The sequence below is a fragment of the Gordonia sp. NPDC003425 genome (genome assembly GCF_053588635.1).
Genome location: NZ_JBSFQI010000011.1, coordinates 83,688 through 101,926 on the forward strand (window position 1 = coordinate 83,688; position 18,239 = coordinate 101,926).

The 18,239-nt window shown below is 67.2% G+C and carries 21 protein-coding genes; 7 read left to right on the forward strand and 14 right to left on the reverse strand.

What is annotated here, in order from left to right; all coding sequences use genetic code 11:
* Positions 1-4: 4 nt before the first annotated feature.
* The 6 genes from ACWDTD_RS14300 to ACWDTD_RS14325 all read right to left on the reverse strand — a co-directional run bounded on the left by ACWDTD_RS14300 (position 5) and on the right by ACWDTD_RS14325 (position 4,595).
* The gene (locus ACWDTD_RS14300; protein WP_449747778.1) at positions 5-1,081 is read right to left on the reverse strand and encodes an ABC transporter permease; all 1,077 of its coding nucleotides are present in this window, start codon (positions 1,079-1,081) and stop codon (positions 5-7) included.
* A 16-nt stretch (positions 1,082-1,097) separates the two neighbouring features.
* On the reverse strand, positions 1,098-1,760 hold the full coding sequence (locus ACWDTD_RS14305) for a TetR/AcrR family transcriptional regulator (protein ID WP_449747779.1): 663 nt from the start codon (positions 1,758-1,760) through the stop codon (positions 1,098-1,100).
* Positions 1,761-1,855: 95 nt separating this feature from the next.
* Positions 1,856-1,993, reverse strand: a complete 138-nt coding sequence (locus tag ACWDTD_RS14310; RefSeq protein ID WP_449747780.1) for a hypothetical protein — start codon at positions 1,991-1,993, stop codon at positions 1,856-1,858.
* A gap of 167 nt (positions 1,994-2,160) precedes the next feature.
* A complete protein-coding gene (locus tag ACWDTD_RS14315; RefSeq protein WP_449747781.1) occupies positions 2,161-2,598 on the reverse strand; it encodes a hypothetical protein in 438 nt (145 codons plus the stop codon).
* 103 nt (positions 2,599-2,701) lie between these two features.
* Entirely contained in the window at positions 2,702-3,547 is an 846-nt protein-coding gene (locus tag ACWDTD_RS14320) for an SHOCT domain-containing protein (RefSeq protein ID WP_449747782.1), read from the reverse strand.
* A gap of 94 nt (positions 3,548-3,641) precedes the next feature.
* Positions 3,642-4,595, reverse strand: coding sequence for a DUF389 domain-containing protein (locus tag ACWDTD_RS14325; RefSeq protein WP_449747783.1), 954 nt, complete (start codon positions 4,593-4,595; stop codon positions 3,642-3,644).
* A gap of 83 nt (positions 4,596-4,678) precedes the next feature.
* On the opposite strand from ACWDTD_RS14325, the gene ACWDTD_RS14330 reads away from it, so the two are divergent.
* A complete protein-coding gene (locus ACWDTD_RS14330) occupies positions 4,679-6,034 on the forward strand; it encodes a flavin monoamine oxidase family protein (protein ID WP_449747784.1) in 1,356 nt (451 codons plus the stop codon).
* On the opposite strand, the gene ACWDTD_RS14335 is transcribed toward ACWDTD_RS14330, so the two are convergent.
* Positions 6,015-7,976: a flavin-containing monooxygenase gene (locus ACWDTD_RS14335; RefSeq protein ID WP_449747785.1), complete on the reverse strand. Its 1,962-nt coding sequence runs from the start codon at positions 7,974-7,976 to the stop codon at positions 6,015-6,017. The genes ACWDTD_RS14330 and ACWDTD_RS14335 overlap by 20 nt on opposite strands.
* Before the next feature lie 143 nt (positions 7,977-8,119).
* Here ACWDTD_RS14335 and ACWDTD_RS14340 point away from each other — a divergent pair, with 143 nt between their 5' ends.
* From ACWDTD_RS14340 to ACWDTD_RS14350, 3 genes are read left to right on the forward strand one after another with little or no spacing between them, the layout of a single operon-like run.
* Positions 8,120-8,758, forward strand: coding sequence for a nitroreductase family protein (locus ACWDTD_RS14340; protein ID WP_449747786.1), 639 nt, complete (start codon positions 8,120-8,122; stop codon positions 8,756-8,758).
* 50 nt (positions 8,759-8,808) lie between these two features.
* A complete protein-coding gene (locus tag ACWDTD_RS14345) occupies positions 8,809-10,356 on the forward strand; it encodes a class I adenylate-forming enzyme family protein (RefSeq protein ID WP_449747834.1) in 1,548 nt (515 codons plus the stop codon).
* Positions 10,357-10,361: 5 nt separating this feature from the next.
* A complete protein-coding gene (locus tag ACWDTD_RS14350) occupies positions 10,362-10,991 on the forward strand; it encodes a TetR/AcrR family transcriptional regulator (protein WP_449747787.1) in 630 nt (209 codons plus the stop codon).
* Here the strand turns inward: ACWDTD_RS14350 and ACWDTD_RS14355 are convergent.
* Positions 10,973-12,070, reverse strand: coding sequence for an AI-2E family transporter (locus ACWDTD_RS14355; RefSeq protein WP_449747788.1), 1,098 nt, complete (start codon positions 12,068-12,070; stop codon positions 10,973-10,975). The two genes, ACWDTD_RS14350 and ACWDTD_RS14355, sit on opposite strands and share 19 nt — an antisense overlap.
* Before the next feature lie 127 nt (positions 12,071-12,197).
* Here ACWDTD_RS14355 and ACWDTD_RS14360 point away from each other — a divergent pair, with 127 nt between their 5' ends.
* Positions 12,198-13,013, forward strand: coding sequence for a DUF1206 domain-containing protein (locus ACWDTD_RS14360; protein ID WP_449747789.1), 816 nt, complete (start codon positions 12,198-12,200; stop codon positions 13,011-13,013).
* 16 nt (positions 13,014-13,029) lie between these two features.
* Here the strand turns inward: ACWDTD_RS14360 and ACWDTD_RS14365 are convergent, their stop codons facing one another.
* Together ACWDTD_RS14365 and ACWDTD_RS14370 are read right to left on the reverse strand one after the other, a co-directional pair.
* Positions 13,030-13,581: a YceI family protein gene (locus ACWDTD_RS14365; protein ID WP_449747790.1), complete on the reverse strand. Its 552-nt coding sequence runs from the start codon at positions 13,579-13,581 to the stop codon at positions 13,030-13,032.
* 37 nt (positions 13,582-13,618) lie between these two features.
* Positions 13,619-13,798, reverse strand: a complete 180-nt coding sequence (locus ACWDTD_RS14370) for a hypothetical protein (RefSeq protein ID WP_449747791.1) — start codon at positions 13,796-13,798, stop codon at positions 13,619-13,621.
* Between the two features lie 267 nt (positions 13,799-14,065).
* On the opposite strand from ACWDTD_RS14370, the gene ACWDTD_RS14375 reads away from it, so the two are divergent.
* On the forward strand, positions 14,066-14,269 hold the full coding sequence (locus ACWDTD_RS14375; protein ID WP_449747792.1) for a hypothetical protein: 204 nt from the start codon (positions 14,066-14,068) through the stop codon (positions 14,267-14,269).
* Between the two features lie 18 nt (positions 14,270-14,287).
* Here ACWDTD_RS14375 and ACWDTD_RS14380 read toward each other — a convergent pair whose 3' ends face one another.
* Complete coding sequence (locus tag ACWDTD_RS14380; protein WP_449747793.1) at positions 14,288-15,040, reverse strand: alpha/beta hydrolase family protein; 753 nt, start codon at positions 15,038-15,040, stop codon at positions 14,288-14,290.
* Between the two features lie 87 nt (positions 15,041-15,127).
* The gene (locus tag ACWDTD_RS14385) at positions 15,128-16,498 is read right to left on the reverse strand and encodes a wax ester/triacylglycerol synthase domain-containing protein (RefSeq protein WP_449747794.1); all 1,371 of its coding nucleotides are present in this window, start codon (positions 16,496-16,498) and stop codon (positions 15,128-15,130) included.
* Between the two features lie 112 nt (positions 16,499-16,610).
* On the opposite strand from ACWDTD_RS14385, the gene ACWDTD_RS14390 reads away from it, so the two are divergent.
* The gene (locus ACWDTD_RS14390) at positions 16,611-17,483 is read left to right on the forward strand and encodes a D-hexose-6-phosphate mutarotase (RefSeq protein ID WP_449747795.1); all 873 of its coding nucleotides are present in this window, start codon (positions 16,611-16,613) and stop codon (positions 17,481-17,483) included.
* Positions 17,484-17,506: 23 nt separating this feature from the next.
* On the opposite strand, the gene ACWDTD_RS14395 is transcribed toward ACWDTD_RS14390, so the two are convergent.
* A complete protein-coding gene (locus ACWDTD_RS14395; RefSeq protein WP_449747796.1) occupies positions 17,507-17,920 on the reverse strand; it encodes a PIN domain-containing protein in 414 nt (137 codons plus the stop codon).
* Complete coding sequence (locus ACWDTD_RS14400; RefSeq protein WP_449747797.1) at positions 17,917-18,186, reverse strand: hypothetical protein; 270 nt, start codon at positions 18,184-18,186, stop codon at positions 17,917-17,919. The genes ACWDTD_RS14395 and ACWDTD_RS14400 overlap by 4 nt, the downstream gene beginning before the upstream one ends.
* Between the last annotated feature and the right edge of the window lie 53 nt (positions 18,187-18,239).

The window sequence follows — 18,239 nt, forward strand, 5'->3', positions numbered from 1 at the left end:
CACTCTAGTTGCGGGTCACGTCGTCGAGGTGCTGATGGTGCTCGTGCGTGATGGGGTACATGATGTCGACATCGAGCGCAGATGTACGAGAACCCTTGTTGCCGAGCATGTTCCACACGAGCACGATCACCACGCCGAGGCCCGCGAACAGTCCCAGACACACGAAGGCCGTGGTGTTGCCCGCCGACGGGAAGTACAGCGAGTTGCGGATCAGCTGCGCACCGCCGCCGGTGGGCAGCCACTTGCCCAGACCCGCCCAGAAGCCGGGGAGGTAATCCCAGGGGATGGACGACCCCGACAGGGTGGCGCCGATGAGGAAGTAGAAGCCGCCGGCAAGCGACCCGATGGGACCGAACAGGGTCACGAACCCCGCTGTCGAACCGGTGATGGCCAGTGAGATCAGGGTGTAGGTGCCGAACAGCCGCCAGTTGTCGGCCGAGCTGCCCACACCGAAGAACCACGAGAACAACAGCACGATGGCCGCCGACACCGCGGCGTAGCCGATCAGCGCGGCCACGTGCCCGAAGCCTCGCCGCATGGACTGCGGCACCCGTGGCATCAGGCGGCCGAGTCCCAGCGACGCGATGCTGCCGCCCAGCGAGATCACCTGCAGGATATAGCCGATCGAGGACCCGTTGATGTCGTCGTCGGAGAGTTTCACCACGTCGACGGGAAGGGTCTGCGGGAGACCGTTGTCGACGTTGATCTGGGAGGCGACGGCACGGAGGGTACCTGCCGGGAGGGTTCCGCCCGCCCCGGCCGTTACCGCCACCACGCCCTGCTCGGTGACGTGCAGGCCACCGGATACCGTGCGGTCCTTGATGGCATCGGTGAGCGCATCCATCGACGGATAGGATGAGACGTCGAACTTTCCGTCGGATTCCAGTGTGGTGCTGAGCTTTTCGGATTGCGCCTGCGGGCCGACGATGCCGATCGGCATGTGCCGCGGCGACGGGGAGTGCCCGACACCCAGATAGAAGCTGCCCAGCGCCAGTTGGGTGAGGCCGCCGAGCAACACGACGGCCAGCAGCAGTCTGCGGTATTTGTTGCCGAACGAGAGCGGTTCGGCGGTGGTCGTCATCACGATGGAGGGTTTCCTAACGGTCGGTGGACGAAGCGGAGAAGTAGCCGGCGACGGCGATGTGCACCTGGGCGCGGACGTCGGCGTAGGGATCGCGGCGGGGATGTGCGCCGGTGGAGCGTCGGGCAATGGCCAGCGCGGTGGCGGCGAAGACGAGATTGGCGGTCAGCATGGCCCGGTCGTGCTCGGCCGGCAGGTGCCGTCGCACTGCGTCGTCGACCAGCCGGTCGGCTATCCGCTGCTGCAACTGTGAGACCAGCGCGAGGCCTTCTGCCCGATAGCGGTCGGTGGAACTGCCGTAGAGCAGTTCACGCTGATAGATCTGTCCGTTCTCGGGTTGCGCGGCGGCGAAGGCGAGCATGGGTTGCACCATCAGCATGACCGCCTCGGCGGTGTCGACCTCCAGCTGCGCGCGCACGGCACCCTCGTCGAGGGACGTTCGCAAACCCTCGTTGAGCACCATGAGCAGTAGTTCGCTCTTCGACGACGCGTACCGGAACACGGTGCCCGCAGCCACCTCGGCGCGTTCGGACACCGCGCCCGTCGACACGCCGTCGTAGCCTCGCTCGGCGAAGAGTTCGGCGGCCGCACGGAAGATTCGGTCGTGCTTGTCGCGCATGTTCTGCGCGCGACGGCTCTCGGCCGGGGCGGAACCACCGACGGTGTCAGACCCGTGCATACGGTGCACCCGCCGTCGGCCCGCACAAATAAATGAGTGTGCTCATTTTTCTGAGGGTAGCGGGTTCACGGGGGCTCCAAAAACTGACCGCGGAGTCAGTCGAGCGTGCCCAGATCCCCGTCGAGCGTGCCCAGATCCCCGTCGAGCGTGCCCAGATCCGCGTCGACCGTGCCCAGATCCCCGTCGACCGTGCCCAGATCCCCGTCGACCGTGCCCAACCGGACAGGACTCAACCGAGAACGGGCACGCTCAACCTGGAAGTGGGCACGCTCAACCGGGAACGGGCACGCTCAACCCGGAAGTGGGCACGCTCAACCGGGAACGGGCACGCTCAACCTGGAAACGGGCACGCTCGACCGGGAAGTGGGCACGCTCGACGTGGGACGGGGTCCCGATCGACCTAACGGCTCGCCGGCAGCACCGGCTTGGCGCATCGCACCCACTGCGAAACCAGCGCGATGTGGGCGGCCAGCAGCGCCAGCAGCCAGGGGCAGGGATGGCCGCCGACCACGGTCTGCGCCGACCAGTACCCGGCCATCGACACCGGAACTCCGAGGCCGCTGAGCACGCCGGCGGTCCAGCACCAGCAGAACCGCGGGCGGATCAGCGCGACGGTGCCCACAGCGGCTGCCGCGGCGCCGACCGCCACCGCCGCGATCACCAGCCCGGTGCGCACCGGCGCACCGACCCACGCACCGAAGCAGGCGCCGATGAGTACCGTGACGGCCCCGATGATCACCAGCGTCGGGACCCGACCGAAGCGCACCTCGGACAGCACCGACCGTTCGATCTTGCGCAGCGATGCCGCCAGTTCGGCATCGATCTGTTCCATCGACATCGGTCTCTCCCGCCCATCGGTCGTCCGAAGAGTATCGAGCATCACACCAGGACGGCAGGGACTTGATTCCCGGAGGACTGGGGCGAAATACCCAAGTCGAGCGTCACAGCCGACCGAGCAACTCCGCCTTCTTGGTTGCGAACTCCTCGTCGGAGAGGATGCCGCGTTGGTGCAGACCGGCGAGTTGCTCGATGGCCGCGAAGATCCCGTCGGCACCGCCGGACGCCGATGAGGGCTGCTCCGAGACCGGCGCGGGGGACGGTCCGGGCTCGGGAGCCGGCTCGGGCGATGCCTGCGGCGCCGGGGGCGGCACACTGCCGAAGGTCGGCTCCGGCGCCAGATGCCGTGGCGCGGGAGCCGCGACCGGGGTTTGCGCGACGTCCTGCACGCCCAGCTCACGCAGGCTCGACACATCGAAGGTGCCGAACTGACTGGTGAAACTCAGGGTGCCGGGCAGCCCGCCCTGCTGCTGTTGAACCCCGCCGATCTGGTGCTCGCCGGTGTCGAACACGCGGGTCGCGCCGTTGACCTGGATCGCGAGTCGGTGCGTGGCCGGGAACACGGCGTAGCGGCTGTCGTTCTGACCGCCGGACGAGCTCGGCACGCCCAGGTCGGCGGGCCACCAGTTGTTCGGTGCGTTGAACCCGAACTGGGTGGACGGCGCCGCGGGCGGGAACACCGGGGTGGAATCGAGGAGCTGGGACAGTTCGGCGCAGAGCGAGTCGACGCGGGCCTTCAGCGCATTGTCGAACATGTTGCCCACCATCGTCATGCCGCCGCGCATCCACTGGCCCGAACCGCCGAGTTCGGGGATGTTGAACTGCGCCATGGTGCCGCCACCGGAGCGCACCGCGTAGAGCATGGCGAGGACGGCGTCCTGCGAGATGCCATACCGTGCGGCGATGTCGGCGATGGCCTGCTGGGCTTCGGGCGTGACCCCTGCCTCCATGATGTGACTCTCTTCTCGTCGGATTCTGCAATCATCATACGGCGCAACGGAAGAAGTCCGGCATCCACCGAAGACGGCGGGAATCCAGGCGCGCTCAGGCAGGCATGCCGCGCACGCGTGCGGCACGGCGACGGGCCACCGGTGCCCACACCAGTCGCTGCACCCACAGCGTCAGCACACTCGCGACGATCATTCCGCTGATGTTGACCGCGAGTTGCAACGCCGAACCGCGTACCTCGTGCCACTCGGCGAAGGCGGCGGCCAGTCCGATGTTGCCGGCCGCCGGGATGGTGGTCACCGAGATGAACACCCCGGCCAGACCTCCCACCCGCGCCGAGGTGAGCGACAGTATGCCCGCGATGGCCGCGAGCACCGCCACGATGAACGACCACCGGTCCGGGGAGTAGATGAAGGCGGTCTCGGGGTGATGCCGAAGGTCGTCGACATCGGTCCAGCCCACCATCCGGATCACCAGCGCCAGACAAAACGTCACCGCGATGCCCACCAGAAAGCCCGTGAGCAGAGTGACCGACGCCATCCTCAGCAACGCCCGACGCTGCAACACGATCGCTACTCCGATGGCGGAGATGGTGCCGAACTCGGGTCCGAGCACCATGGCGCCCACGGTGAGGATCTGGGAGTCGAGCACGATCGCGATGGCGGCGAGCATCGTCGCGAGAATCATGAAGCTCAGGTAGGTGAAGTTCAGTTCGGAGTCTCCGTACGCCCGCCGCCCCACCTGGGCCCACACCACCGCGTCGGACCCGAATCCGGGTGCGGCGCGTTCAGCCTCCAACGCGCGCCGCGACAGATAGGTCTCGACCTCTTCGGCACGAAGGCTGCCGTGCTCGGCCACGCCGAACCGCCGCAGCGTCATGATGAGTTCGTCGGCAGCTTCCCGCGCGACGTCGACGGTGATGACGTCGCCGATCGGCGTGACCGAGGCGCCCCGCATCACCGCCACCGAACTGACGGCGCGGTCGTCGGCAATGAGTTCGAGCACCGCGGAGGTCAAGCTGGCCGGTACCGACATCTCTATGTGCAGCATCGCTTCCGAGTGTGCCTCGTCGGCAGGTCCGTGGCGATAGGGTCGACGAGAAACCACGCGCGGGACGGGCGGGACAACAGCACATGACCGATGCGATCGGCGCCACGACCGACACCACCGGATTCGACACGATCGTGATCGGTGCCGGGGTCTCCGGACTCACCACCGCACGGCTCCTCGATCGCCTCGGCCGGCGAGTGGTGGTGCTCGAGGCGCGCGATCGCGTGGGTGGTCGCGTGCACACCGTGCGCGCCGACGGACACATCACCGATCACGGCGCCTCGTGGATTCACGGTATCGACGACGCGCCGCTCTACGAGGTCACCGAGGCGATCGGCATGCGTCCGGTGGAGTTCACGGTCGGCAGCTATCAACCCGACGGCCGGCCGATCGCCTACTACGGCCCCGACGGATCGCGCCTCGACGAGGCCTCCGCCGCAGCATTCGCCGCCGACATCCACGCCTTCGATGCGGCATTGTCGAGCGCGGTGGCCGACATGGCGGCAGGGGTGAGCTACGGGTCGGCGGTGCGGGCCACGCTTGCCGACCTGGGCTGGACGGGGGAACGCGCGGCGCGGGTGCAGGAGTTCTGCGCGCACCGCACCGAGGAGCAGTACGGAGTCTGGTTCGACGATCTCGACGCCCACGGCCTCGACGACGACGAGACCCTCGGTGACGAGGTGGTGTTCCCCGACGGCTACGGCCGGCTCCCGGAATTCCTGGCCGACGGACTCGATATTCGGCTCGGGCACAACGTGACCCGGCTGCGGTGGGATGAATCCGGCGTCGAGGTCGCTGCCGGAACGCAGGTGTTCCACGCGGATTGCGCGGTGGTGACGCTGCCGGTGGGCGTGCTCAAATCCGAGAACCCCACGATCGACCCACCGCTGCCCGAGCCGGTGGCCGGCGCGCTGGCGCGCCTGGAGATGAACGCCTTCGAGAAGGTGTTCCTGCGGTTTCCGCACAAGTTCTGGGACGACGGTGTGTATGCCGTTCGGCGACAAGGTGATGCGGCACGCTGGTGGCACTCCTGGTACGACCTCACCGCACTGCACGGCGAACCGACACTGCTCACTTTCGCCGCCGGTCCGTGCGCGCGTCGCGTACGCACGTGGAGCGACGCCGAGATCGCCGGCTCGGTGCTCGACGCGCTGCGCGAGATCTACGGCGATGCGGTCTGCGCGCCCACCACGGTGGACGTAACACGTTGGCAGGACGACGAATTCGCCCGCGGCTCCTACGCGTACATGACGGTCGGGTCGACCACCGCCGACCATGATATGCTCGCCACCCCGCTCGGCGGCGGTGCTCTCCATCTCGCCGGGGAGGCCACCTGGACCGACGACCCGGCGACGGTCACCGCCGCCCTGCTCTCCGGACATCGTGCGGCCGAGAACATCGTCGGGCACCCGGTGCCGGTCAGCGCGCTGTGGCGCTGATCGCCGGTTCGCCGATGAAATCGGCGGGGTCGATGGCGCGGGTCATGTTCCAGTAGTCGATGATCCGCCACGGCAGCACCGCCACCACACGTCCGTCGTCGTTGCGGTACCAGTTGGTCATGGCCGGGTGCGTCCACACCATCCGGGCATGCGCGGCATCGACTGCGGCGTTGTACTTTTCGGTCACGTCGTCGCGAACCTCAAAGGCACCGAGTCGATGTCGGGTCATGTGGCGTAACGCGTCGGCGATGTAGCCCACCTGACGTTCCAGGATGGTGATGAAACTGCCGCCGTGGCCGAGCGCCGTGTTGGGTCCGGTGAGGATGAACAGGTTGGGAAAGTCGGGGGCGGTGATCCCGAGATAGGTTCGGGCGTCGTGCTCGCCCCACTGCTCCACCGTCGAGCGCCCGCTGCGGCCGCGCACCGTCATGGGGTGCAGAAACCGGTCGCTGTGAAAACCGGTGGCGAACACCACGATGTCGAAGTCGCGGGCACGTCCGGTCGAATCGATCAGTCCGGTGGGGGTGACCTCGCGCACGGCATGCGGCACGAGTTCCACACCGGGCCGACGCAGCATCGCATACCACCCGTTGTCGAGCAGCATCCGCTTGCCGAAGGGCGGATAGTGCGGCGTGCAGAGTTCGACGAGATCGTCCCGGTCGCCGAGTTGCTCACGCAGATAACGGAGATAGAACCGGCGATGCCCCTCGTTGACGGCGTTGATGGACTCGCGCTCAGGCCAGTCCGGATCGACCTGGAGCGTGGGATGCACCTTGTCGTTGAAGATCCAGGACAGTCGCGCCCGGTACCACTCGCGGTATCCGGGCACGTGGTCCATCAGCCAATGCACGTCGTCGCCGACGGGCGAGAAGTAGTCGTCGTTGGGTGCGATCCACTGCGGCGAGCGCTGGAAGACGGTGAGTGAGGCGACGTCGTCGACGATCGCCGGCCCGATCTGCATGGCACTGGCGCCCGACCCCACGATGGCCACCCGCTTGCCGGTGAGGGCTCCCGGCTCGTCGAGTTCGGCGGGCCACTGAGCCGAATGGAACAGGGGACCGGTGAAGTCGTCGATTCCCGGCAGGTCGGGGATCTTCGGCCGGTTGAGCAGACCCACCGCGGTGATCAGGATCCGCGACGACAGCGTGCGCCGCTCACCGTCGGGTCCGCGGGCGACGATGGTCCACCGCTGTGCCGCGGCATCGTAGGTGGCCGTCTCCACTTCGGTACCGAAGCGGATGCGGTCGCGGATTCGGTGCGCGTCGGCATAGGAGGCCAGGTAGTCCTGCACCTCGTCGCGTTTGCCGAAGTACGTCGACCAGTGATGATCGAAGGAGGAGATCGAGTAGAGGTGACTCGGTGTGTCGACCCCGGCGCCGGGGTACCGGTTCTCCAGCCACGAGCCGCCCACCTCGTCGTTCTTCTCCAGCAGCACGTGGTCGATCCCGGCGGCGGCCAGCCGCACCGACATGAGCATGCCGCCCACCCCCGCGCCGATCACGATCGCATCCATGCCGGCGGGCTCCGCGGCATCGTCCGGCTGGGCCTCGGGCGTGCCCGGCCGCGCTCCGGTCACGATCTCGGTCATCATCGGAGCGAACTCGTGGGGCACGGTCTCCCCTGCGGTGAAGTCCATCAGTTCGGTGACGAGGTCTTCGTCGGGCGCAGCGCGCTGCAGGGCGCCCCGCTCGTACCACTCGGTGACCGCGTCGACCGTGGCCGCGTAGATCTCCTCCCGCACGTCCGGGGGCAGTCCGCCCGTCTGGTTGTCGTCCATTCCCCGCGCTCGTGACGGTCGATACCGCTCCGACAGCCACCGCCGGTCACCGGTGAGTTCCACCAGCACCGCGATGAGCGTGGGCACGTTACCCGAGCGCACCGCGATTCGCAGCCGTGCGGCGTCGACCGTGGCTCGCTGGTCGCTGGAGGTGACTGAGGTCATGTCGCATGCTAACCACGGTTAGTCCCTGATGGTCAAGGGACGCGGAGGGGTGTCTGTGCACTGTTGACAGTCGCCCGATGCGCGTGCAACTGTGATGCAGATCATGCTAACGGCAGTTAGTACACCTGATATGAGGAGCGGTGATGGAACTCAGCGAGGCGATGCGCTCGACCGGAACTTGTCGCTACTTCAGCGACAAGTATGTCGACGACGAAGTGCTCTACCACGCGTTCGACAACGCGCGATTCGGCCCTCAGGGCGGTAACCGGCAGCCGGTGCGCTGGGTGGTGGTCCGCGACGACGCGATCAAGCAGCGCCTCGCGGAGCTGTATCTGCCCTACTGGGAGGCCTACTACGCCGCGGTGATCGAGGGCACGAAGGCGGTCGGTGCGGTTCCCACCTCGGTGGCCGCGGCCAACGACTTCGCCCACGCCCTCGGCGAGGTGCCGGTGCTGATCGTCGTCTGCGCCGACGTCGACGGAATCCACCCCACCGATCACGAACTCGGTCGGCTCAGCGTCGTCGGCGGCGCGTCGATCTACCCGACCGTGCAGAACCTCACGCTGGCGTTGCGCGAACAGGGCGTCGCGTCCGCGTTGACCACGCTGCTGTGCGCCGAGGAACCCGCGGTCAAGGAGCTGCTGAACATCCCCGACGGATACATCACCGCGGCGCATGTCGCTGTCGGTTATCCGCGGGAGGGGTTCCCGCGCAAGCTGTCTCGCAGCCCGGTGGAACAGATCGCGTTTCTGAACACCTTCGACACCCCGATGTTCGCGTGAGCACTCCGACGGTGCCGCGAGACGTCGCCCTGACCAGTGCGCAAACGTCCATGCTGGGTCGGGCGACCATCGGAGATCAGCTGCGGCGCCTGGCCCGCACCCAGGCCGACAAGCCGGCGATCATCGCCTACGGTCCCGGCGGTTCTCGCCGAGCCACCACCTACGGGGAGCTGAACGCGCAGGCCAACCGGTGTGCCGCGGCGCTCATCGACGCGGGGGTCAGGCATGGCGACGGGGTTGCCGTGATGAGCCGCAACCGGGTCGAGAGCGTGATCGCGTATTACGGCATTCTCAAGGCGGGCGCGTTCTACTCGGGCATCAGTCCGCTCTTCGGGGAGCGTGAGATCGCCCAACAGCTCGACAATCTCGAGCCTGCCATGCTCGTGGTCGCCGCCGAACACGCGGCACTCGCGGGACCGATCGCCGAGCGGGCCGGGGCACGCGTCCTCGTCATCGGCGACTCTCCCGACGCGTCGTGGACCTCGTTCGACGCCGCGCTGGCCGCAGCCCCCGACACCGAACCCGACACCGACGTCGACGAGCACGACCTGGCGATGATCGTGTACACGAGTGGCACCGAATCCACGCCCAAGGGCGTGGAGATCGCACACCGCAACTACCTCATCTCCACCAGCCCGGCGATGATGTGGGGGCTGCGGTGTCTGCCCGACGACGTGTGGCTGTTCGTCATGCCGTTCCACACCATTGCCGGGATCGGGTCGCTCACCTCGCTGACACTGCTGGGCGCCACACTGGTGCTGCCCGCGTCGGTGGACCCAGGCGAATCCCTCGATGTGATCCGCGACGAGTCCATCTCTGTACTGGCGCAGACCCCCACCTTCTTCATCGCCCTGGCGGGTCACCCCCACTTCGGTCCGGAGACGGTGGGCAGCGTACGACGATGCCTGACCTACGGGGGTCAGGTGTCCCCGTTCGCCGTCGACGCGTGGGCCGACGCCACTCCGTCGTCGGTGTGGGGCACGTACTGGGGGCAGTCCGAACTCACCCAGTTGGGTTCGGTGGGGTGGTTCAAGCGACTCGAAGACGTCCCCGACCAGGACCCGACGTGGATCGGCAAACCGGTCGGCCATCTCGAGGTACGCGTCGTCGACGCCAACGGCGATGAGGCCGAAGAAGGTGAATTATTGTGTCGCACACCGTCGGTGATGCTGGGCTATCACAAGGACCCGGTCCGTACCGCGCTGGTCCTCGACGGCGGTTGGGTGCACACCGGCGACATCGTGCGCATCGACGCCGACGGTAACCTGTTCTTCCGTGACCGCCGCAAGGACATGATCAAGACCGGCGGTTTCAACGTCTCGTCGCAGGAGGTGGAGCGCGTGCTGCAGGGCCACCCCGACGTGCTGCGCGCGGCCGTGGTGGGGATCCGCGACGAGTACTGGTCGGAGGCGGTCACCGCGTTCGTCGTTCCCCGCGACGGTGCCACGGTGACCGACGAGGAACTACGCGAGTTCTGCCGTTGCGATCTGGCCGCCTACAAGGTGCCCAAGGCGGTGCACATCGTCGCCGAACTGCCCACCGACCCGCAGGGCAAGATCCTCAAGCGTGAACTCCGCCGCGTCCACGGGAACTTCTGACCGGCATGGACGAGAGGGCACACCTGTCCGCAGCCGGTGACGCGGCCTCCCCGATCGCACGACCCCGGGCACGCCGCGACGAGATCGTCGCGGCCGCGGCCCGCTACTTCGCCGAGCACGGCTACAGCAACGCGGGCATGCGCGACATCGCCACCGCGGTGGGCATCAGGGGCGCGAGCATGTACAACCACTTCCACTCCAAGGAGGAGATCCTCTACGCCATCGCCCTGCGGATGACCAAGGACCCACAGGAACATCTGCTGGTACTCGACGGCGAGGGCACACCGGCGGAAAAACTGACCGCGCTGGTGGAGATCCATGTGCGTCATCTCGCCGAGCACCGCGTGGAACACCTGGTGGCCCTGCGGGAGATGGCCGCGCTGCTGCCCGAGCACCGGCGTGTGGTGACCGACTACCGCAAGTACTACCAGCGGCGGGTACGCGATGTGATCCATGCCGGTGCCCGCTCGGGGCAGTTCACGGTCCGCGATCCGAACCGGTCGGCGATTGCGGTTCTCGACGTGATGAACGGCATCAGCTGGTGGCTCCGCGACGACCACGACGTCGACCAATTGGTGGCCGACTACGTCGATTTCACCATCGGCGGCATCCTGCACTACTCCGCTGACAGCTGACCGGCCGGCTCGGACGGGCCGGTGTCGGGAGTTCCGCCCGACGGTGACCGGTGGTGGCGGATGGCCGCGAACGATTTGAGCACGATGGCGAGCACCGGCGGCCCGAGGACCATCCCGATCAGTCCGGCCGCGGTGCCGCCGACCATCGTGGCCAGCAGGACCGACATCGGATGCAGTTGCAGCGACGAACCCAACGCCCACGAGGCGACCGCACTCTGGATGGTGCCGTTGGAGACGATGAACGTGATCCCGAGGACGAGTGCCGCGGTGGGCCCGCCCGATCCGAACGCGATCAACACCACGAAGGCGCCGGTCAGCCAGGCCCCCAGGTACGGGATGAACGACATGAAGAAGTAGAGGACGAAGATCGGGATCGCCAGCGGCACACCGAGGATCAGCAGCGGAATCATGAAGATGGGAGCCGTGAGCAGTGCGGTGATGGCGGTGCCGCGGAAGTACCCGCGGATCGATTGGCGCGAGAGTTCGGTGACCGTCTCCACCTCGGTGGCGTCGAGACCGGTGGTGGTGGCCAGCCACGCCGCGAATCGGCTGCCGTCGCGGAGCACGAAGAACAGGAAGAACACCGCGAAGAAGGTGCCCATGATCAGTGAGATCACGCCGTAGAACGTGCTGGTGACCGCGCCCAGTGCGCCCTGGCCCAACTGGGCCGCGTGGCTTTCGAAGGCGAAGCGACCTTGCTCGAGTATGCGGCCGTCCACGTCGAGGTCGGCCGCCCAGTTGACGAACGAGTGCCAACCGATCAGCAGCTGCCGGTAGATCTCGGGCCACTGGTCGATGAATCCCGCCACCACCACCGCGATCACCGCGGCCGCCACCGCGACGGCGAGCAGCAGCGTCATCACGGTGGCCAGCGTCGCCGGGACACCGACGCGCTGCAGCTTCTGCGCCAGGGGTTCGAGGACGAGCCCGACGATCACCGCGATGATGAGCGGAATCAGGATGCCGCTGATCGCGCTGAGGGCCGCCGCCACCACCACGATCAGGGCGATGATGCCCAACAACGACCAACTCGCCAGGCCCGCGCGGCGTAGTGCCGCCGGGCGCTGTTGTGCATCCATCACGTCTCCTCGCTGCGATGCCCCACCGTCACCCGGGACACCCGCCCGCACAGTCAATCACCCGTGCCCTCCGGTCGCCTCTGGTAGGTCTGGGTACACGTCCACTCACACCAGATGCGGAGCACATATGACCGACAACGCCCCCACCCGCGCGATACGGGGGGCCACCGACTCCACCTGGTTCGAACGACTCGCCCGGGCGGGGCACATGGTGAGCGGACTGCTTCATCTGCTGATCGCCTACATCGTGGTGCGCATCGCGTTCGGCGATCCTGGATCCGCCGACCAGTCCGGTGCGTTGTCGATCTTCGCCTCGTCGACCGGCGGGCGGCTCACGCTGTGGCTGGCCGTGGTCGCATTCGTGGCGATGGCCCTGTGGCGCGTCGCCGAGGTGATCGTGGGCCCGCACCCGGCCAACCCGAAACCCGGCGACGATGACGGCGGCTGGCTCGACCGGGCCAAGGCTGGCTCGCTGGCGGTGGTGTACCTCGCGTTCGCGTGGTCGGCGGCGCAGTTCGCGCTGGGTCAGGGAAAGTCCAGCGGGCAGCAGAACGCGGGGGTGAGCGCGCACCTGATGGGATCGACGCCGGGCAAGATGGTGCTGGTGGTGGTGGGACTCGTGGTGGTGGCGGTCGGCGGTTACCACGTCTACAAGGGTGTGACGCGGTCGTTCCTCGACGACCTGATGATCGACGAGAACCCCGGCGTCACCACCACGGGCATCATCGGTTACACGGCCAAGGGCCTCGTGCTCGCCGGTGCGGGCATCCTCGTGGTGGTGGCGGCCGTCACCGCCGATCCGTCCAAGGCCACCGGCATCGACGGCGCGGTGAAAACCGTTGCGGGATGGCCGTTCGGACAGTTCCTGCTTGTGCTCGCCGCAGCGGGGCTCGCCGCCTACGGGGTGTACTGCTTCGTAATGGCGCGCTACGCGCGGATGTGAGGCGTCGGTCGTCGGATCAGTCCGGTGTGGGCACCGACAGGTCGATGACCACCCGCACCTCGTCGGCGACCTTGAGTGCACCCATCATGAGCGAGTACGGCTTGACGCCGAATTCGCGGTGCGAGACCACCGATTCGGCGGTCACGGCCCATCGGCCGTCGTCGGATTCTGCGGTGAACTCGAGATCGTGCGACCGGCTTTGTCCGTCGATGGTGAGTGTTCCTTCGGCGCGGTAGCCGTCGGCGCTCTTGCTGATCGACGTCGACTCGTACACGATCTCGGGGAACTTGTCGGCGCGCAGCGATTTCAGCGCGTTCGAGCGGGCCACCATCTTCTCCGCGCCGGTCAGCGGGGTCAGTCCGCCTTCGCCGGAGACCACCGCGAGCGAATCGACGACGATGGTGGCGTCGAGGCTGAGGATCTCGTCGCCACGGGAGATGGCGGTGCCCGACCACTGTTTCATCACGATGGTCAGTCGGTGGCCGGTGCGTGCGGCGCGGCCGGTGACACCGGTGTGCAGCGTCACCGAGCCGTCGTCGGCGCCGAAACTCCAGGTGATCTCGCCCATCAGAACTCCTTGCGTGGGGTGTCACCTTTGACGGTAGTCACGTCTGGGAGTAGTCGTCGAGCGTCACCATGGTGAGGTTGCGCTGCCGGATGATCTCGGCGAGCTGCGGATACAGGTGCATGACGGCCGGATGATTGGCGTGGCCGATGACGACGGCCTGGGCCTTGAGGCACGCGCGGAAACCAGGGGAAGGTCGATCGTCCCCTACTTTCGACACCCTCCCCCAGGAACAACTGGGGGAACGTCCGAAACTAGGGGAAGGTCGCTCGTCCCCTACTTTCGACACCCTCCCCTAGGAACAACTGGGGGAACGTCCGAAACTAGGGGAAGGTCGCTCGTCCCCTACTTTCGACACCGTCCCCTAGGAACAACTGGGGGAACGCGCGGAAACTAGGGGAAGGTCGCTCGTCGACCGGGGCCGAGGGGCTAGGAGCGGGTTCCGAGCGGGCCGGACCCGGTCGGAACATTCCAAGGAGGTGACGACATGCCAGGTACCGGTGCGGTGCAGATCGCCGTTGCCGTGTGCGCAGTCGCGGCGGCGGTGTGTGCGCTCACCGCCGCGTATGTCTATCTACGCGGAACCGGCGATCCCGTGCGAGACGATCGAAACGCCCGGCGCTGGCTCGTGGGCACGGCGGTACTCGGCTTCGCCGCCATCGCACTGCGGTTCATCTCGCTGCTCGTGTGAACTCCCGGTCGCCACCGGTCACAGATACGGGTCCACCCAGGCGCTCACGATCCGCGCGGCGCGGGCCGCCTGGTTCTTGCCGACGAGAAGGTGATCGGCACCCTCGAGCGAGACGAAGCTGCGGGGATGGCGTGCGGTCCGGAAGATGTCGGAGGCGTTCTCGATCCCGACAGTGTTGTCGGTGGGTGAATGCATCACCAGCAGTGGACGTTTGAGCCTGCGGATGCACTCGGTGAGGTCGGTCTCCCGGACATCCTCGATGAAATGTCGCTTGAGCGTGAGCGCCTTGCCGCCGACGAAGAAAGGCGCCTCACCGTCCTCCTCGATGCGCTCGACCAGCGAGTCGTAGCTGTGCTCCACGTGGGCGGGATCGAAGGGCGCCGCGATGCTGGCGACCGCGGTGACCGTCGGGCACTGCCCGGCAGCGGCGATCACGGCCGCGCCACCCCACGAATGGCCGACGAGCAGCCTCACATCGCGACCCGTCGACCGCATGTACTCGACGGCCAGCACGGTGTCGTCGACCTTGTGCGAGAAGGAACCGTCACCCCAGTCGCCGTCGGAGTCGTTGATACCGAGGTTGTCGAACCGCAGCATGCCGATGCCGTCGGCGGCGAGTTGCTTGCACACCCGGCTGGCCGCCGGGCAGTCCTTGCCCAGGGTGAAGCCGTGGGAGAACACGCCCCAGCCACGCAGTTCGGTGTCGGGAAGGTCGATGATGCCGCTGAGTTCCGGGCCCGACCGGCTTGCGAACCGAACGCGTTGCGCCATCTGGAGTCCTCTGCTCGGGTGGATCGCTCAACCGTACGGCCCGCGCGGCATCGTCGCCGACGCCAGCGGCCGCACCGGTGTCGCGAATCACTCGCCCAGTGCGCACACCTCGTCGAAACCCTGGGCGAGACACTCGACCAGAGTGTCGAGGTCGCCGACGGCGGCGTCGTCTACGTCGATTCCCAGACAGCAGTTGTCGACGTAGGACACCAGGGTCACGTTGAACGCCGCGCCGATGGTGGGGCCGAAGGCGTACTGGCGGATGAGCTTGGCGCCGGCGAGGTACAGGGGCACCGGCGAGCCGGGTACATCCGACGCCAGGAAGTCGACGTGTTCGAGCATCGCCCCCACCGCCGCCGACGGCAGCACGTTGAGCGCAGCGGCGATGGGCTCGGCCAACGGGATCGCGGGCTCGAGCCGCCAGCGCTTGATGATCTCGTGAATCCGGACGATGAGCTTCTCCGGATCGGCGATGTCGCAAGGAATCACGATGCGCACCAACGTGATCCGATTACCGCCGAACGCCTCATCGTCCTCGGGACGCAGGCTCATCGGCATGGTGACGCGCAAGCGGTCGACCGGCGAATCGTGGCGGTCGTGATACGCGCGCAGACCCAGCACGATGCCGGCGAGGAAGGCGTCGTTGAGGGTGCTGCCGCTGGTGTGCGCGGCGCCGGTCAGTCCGACGAGCGGCACGTCGAGGGTGGCGAAGTGGCGCCTGGTGCTGCGCTCGGTCATCACCGGCGATGCCGTCCGTCTGATGGGTTCGACGATGCGGGCCACCGACACCGAGGTTCCGGTGACCTCGCGCACCGCCCGCAACGGACCGGCCAGCAGCCGGGCACTGAGCCGCGTCATCGACCACACCGACTCACGCACGAGCGAGGCGGCCGTCGTCGCGTACCAGCCGACGGTCTCGATCACCGACGGCTCGCTCGCCACCTCGAGAGTCTCGGGCACCGCGGCACGTACGGTTCCGGCCCGTTCGAAGTCCATGATCTCCGCGGCGATCCGCACGGCCCCGATCCCGTCGGTCAGCGAATGATGGAACTTCATCACGACGGCGGCCGCGGCGTCCTCCTCGAGGCCCTCGAGGAGCGTGAACTCCCACATCGGCCGCGCCGGATCGAACGCGGTCATCCCGGCCGTGCGTGCCATGTCGAGCACGCCCTCGCGATTGGCGGGGTGGGGGGCGGCGAGGCGACGTACATGCCAGCTGATGTCGAAGTCGGTGTCGTCGACCCAGCGCGGCGGCGCCAGACCGTAATCCGGTACCAGCTTGCGCCGCATCGCCGGCAGCACCCGCGCCGCGCGGTCGACCGTGGCGAGAAATCCGTCCCAGTCGGGAGTCGCGTCGAGCAGCATGACCACGACGACCGTCGATCGCAGGATCGGATTCTGCTCCATACGCCAGGTGAATGTGTCCGTTTGCGTCATCCGCCGCGCGTCATTGCTCACTATTCCGATTGTTCTCCCCGTACCGCCACGTCGCTGACGATTACTCAAGATGGGGTCGTTGGCCTCATCGCGCACACTGCCCGGTGCCGCCCGACTGTGCCAGGCTGGTGCGGTGACGACGACAGATCCGACGCCGGGAGTTCGGCGCGGCACCGTGTACGGGTTCGACGCGCTGATCGTGAACACCGACCATTCCAGCGCGGCGATCTCCCTCTTCGGCGGCCAGGTGCTCTCGTTCCTTCCGGCCGGCAGCGTCCACGACGTGCACTGGGTGTCGCCGTTGGTGGCGGACGCACCCACCCCGATCCGCGGCGGAATACCCGTGTGCTGGCCCTATTTCGCGCGAGAGGGTCAGACCGGCGACGTCCCGTCGCACGGCTACGCACGCACCGCGCGGTGGAGTTTGGTGGCATCGCGGGTCGCCGCGGACGGCAGCGTCGACCTCGAGTTGGTGCCCGAGGGACTCGACGATCTCGAGTTGCGGTTGCGGATGACCGTGCGGGTGGGTGCCACCCTGGAGCAGGGAGTGCACACGCACAATGCGGGTGGCAGCGCAGCCGTTCTGACGCAGGCCCTGCACAACTATTTTCGCGTGTCCGACGTGACCGGGATTCGCGTGACAGGGTTGGCCGGGCTGACCTATCTGGACAAGTTCGACGAATCGAAAGCCCATGTCCAGCAGGGTGAGTGGGAACTCCCGGCCGACCAACCGCGCAGCGACCGACTGTATCCCGATGCGGGTGGCCGCTACCGCATCGAGGATCCCGGTTTCGGGCGGGTCATCGAGGTGACCGGCCGGTCCGCGCGCACGGCGGTGGTGTGGAATCCGGGCGAGCAGGTGGCATCGACCATGGCCGATGTGGGTCCGCACTGGCGCGACTTCGTGTGCGTGGAGACCGCGAACGCCGGCCCTGACGTGGTGGAGATTCCGGCCGGTGCCACGCAGTCGATGTGGCAGACGATCGCGGTGTCGGGGTTGGCGTGAGGGCCACGCACGGTTGATCGGGACTACTCCCCGCGCGTCTGATTCAGATCGATCAACCGCAGGGCATCGCCGAGGCCGATGAAGTCCGCGGCGTTGTACGTGGCAAGCGCGGCGGAGTGTTGGATGGCCGTCGCCGCGATCATCATGTCGATGCGGCGCCGGCGACTTGACTGGCCCGATCTGAGGACGACGCCGGAGATGACCTGGTAGAGCTTCGCTGTTTCTCCGTCGAACGGCACTCCCCCGCCGTAGAGCGCGTCGATTTGCGCGTGTTGCTTTTGCGTGGCGATCACCACGCCGGGCTCGGAGCTGTTGAGCCCTTCGAGGAACTCCGCGTACACGATGGAACTGATCTGGGTGTCGTCATCGTCGGCGAGCGCTGGGCGGGCAGGCAATCCTCTGATGAGGACGTTGGTGTCGAGGTGGACCAGCGTCACCCGACGTCACCCGACGCATCGCGGCCGCGTTCGATGTCGGCCAGTCGTGACTGCACCTGTCTCGCGTCGAGTCCGTTTGCTGACAGCACATCTGCCAACGCGGCCGCCTTGGCGGTGGGAGCCGACCTCGGCCGACTCTTCCTGGTGAGCACCACCCCGGTGTCTCGGCCCTGCCTGGTGACGTTGAACTCGACGCCGTCCTCCTCCACCATCCTGACCAGCTCCGATCCGCGATGGCTCAGCTCTGCTATTCCAATAGTAGACATGCTAGATATATAGCATTGGTGACATCTGTCACGAGCGATACATGACATTTCCG

What these genes read in the sequence shown, in the direction of transcription:
- ACWDTD_RS14300 (WP_449747778.1), bottom strand. Translation starts at nt 1,081, where the DNA reads ATGACGACCACCGCCGAACCGCTCTCGTTCGGCAACAAATACCGCAGA.
- ACWDTD_RS14305 (WP_449747779.1), bottom strand. Translation starts at nt 1,760, where the DNA reads ATGCACGGGTCTGACACCGTCGGTGGTTCCGCCCCGGCCGAGAGCCGT.
- ACWDTD_RS14315 (WP_449747781.1), bottom strand. Translation starts at nt 2,598, where the DNA reads ATGTCGATGGAACAGATCGATGCCGAACTGGCGGCATCGCTGCGCAAG.
- ACWDTD_RS14320 (WP_449747782.1), bottom strand. Translation starts at nt 3,547, where the DNA reads ATGGAGGCAGGGGTCACGCCCGAAGCCCAGCAGGCCATCGCCGACATC.
- ACWDTD_RS14325 (WP_449747783.1), bottom strand. Translation starts at nt 4,595, where the DNA reads ATGCTGCACATAGAGATGTCGGTACCGGCCAGCTTGACCTCCGCGGTG.
- ACWDTD_RS14330 (WP_449747784.1), top strand. Translation starts at nt 4,679, where the DNA reads ATGACCGATGCGATCGGCGCCACGACCGACACCACCGGATTCGACACG.
- ACWDTD_RS14335 (WP_449747785.1), bottom strand. Translation starts at nt 7,976, where the DNA reads ATGACCTCAGTCACCTCCAGCGACCAGCGAGCCACGGTCGACGCCGCA.
- ACWDTD_RS14340 (WP_449747786.1), top strand. Translation starts at nt 8,120, where the DNA reads ATGGAACTCAGCGAGGCGATGCGCTCGACCGGAACTTGTCGCTACTTC.
- ACWDTD_RS14345 (WP_449747834.1), top strand. Translation starts at nt 8,809, where the DNA reads ATGCTGGGTCGGGCGACCATCGGAGATCAGCTGCGGCGCCTGGCCCGC.
- ACWDTD_RS14350 (WP_449747787.1), top strand. Translation starts at nt 10,362, where the DNA reads ATGGACGAGAGGGCACACCTGTCCGCAGCCGGTGACGCGGCCTCCCCG.
- ACWDTD_RS14355 (WP_449747788.1), bottom strand. Translation starts at nt 12,070, where the DNA reads ATGGATGCACAACAGCGCCCGGCGGCACTACGCCGCGCGGGCCTGGCG.
- ACWDTD_RS14360 (WP_449747789.1), top strand. Translation starts at nt 12,198, where the DNA reads ATGACCGACAACGCCCCCACCCGCGCGATACGGGGGGCCACCGACTCC.
- ACWDTD_RS14365 (WP_449747790.1), bottom strand. Translation starts at nt 13,581, where the DNA reads ATGGGCGAGATCACCTGGAGTTTCGGCGCCGACGACGGCTCGGTGACG.
- ACWDTD_RS14375 (WP_449747792.1), top strand. Translation starts at nt 14,066, where the DNA reads ATGCCAGGTACCGGTGCGGTGCAGATCGCCGTTGCCGTGTGCGCAGTC.
- ACWDTD_RS14380 (WP_449747793.1), bottom strand. Translation starts at nt 15,040, where the DNA reads ATGGCGCAACGCGTTCGGTTCGCAAGCCGGTCGGGCCCGGAACTCAGC.
- ACWDTD_RS14400 (WP_449747797.1), bottom strand. Translation starts at nt 18,186, where the DNA reads ATGTCTACTATTGGAATAGCAGAGCTGAGCCATCGCGGATCGGAGCTG.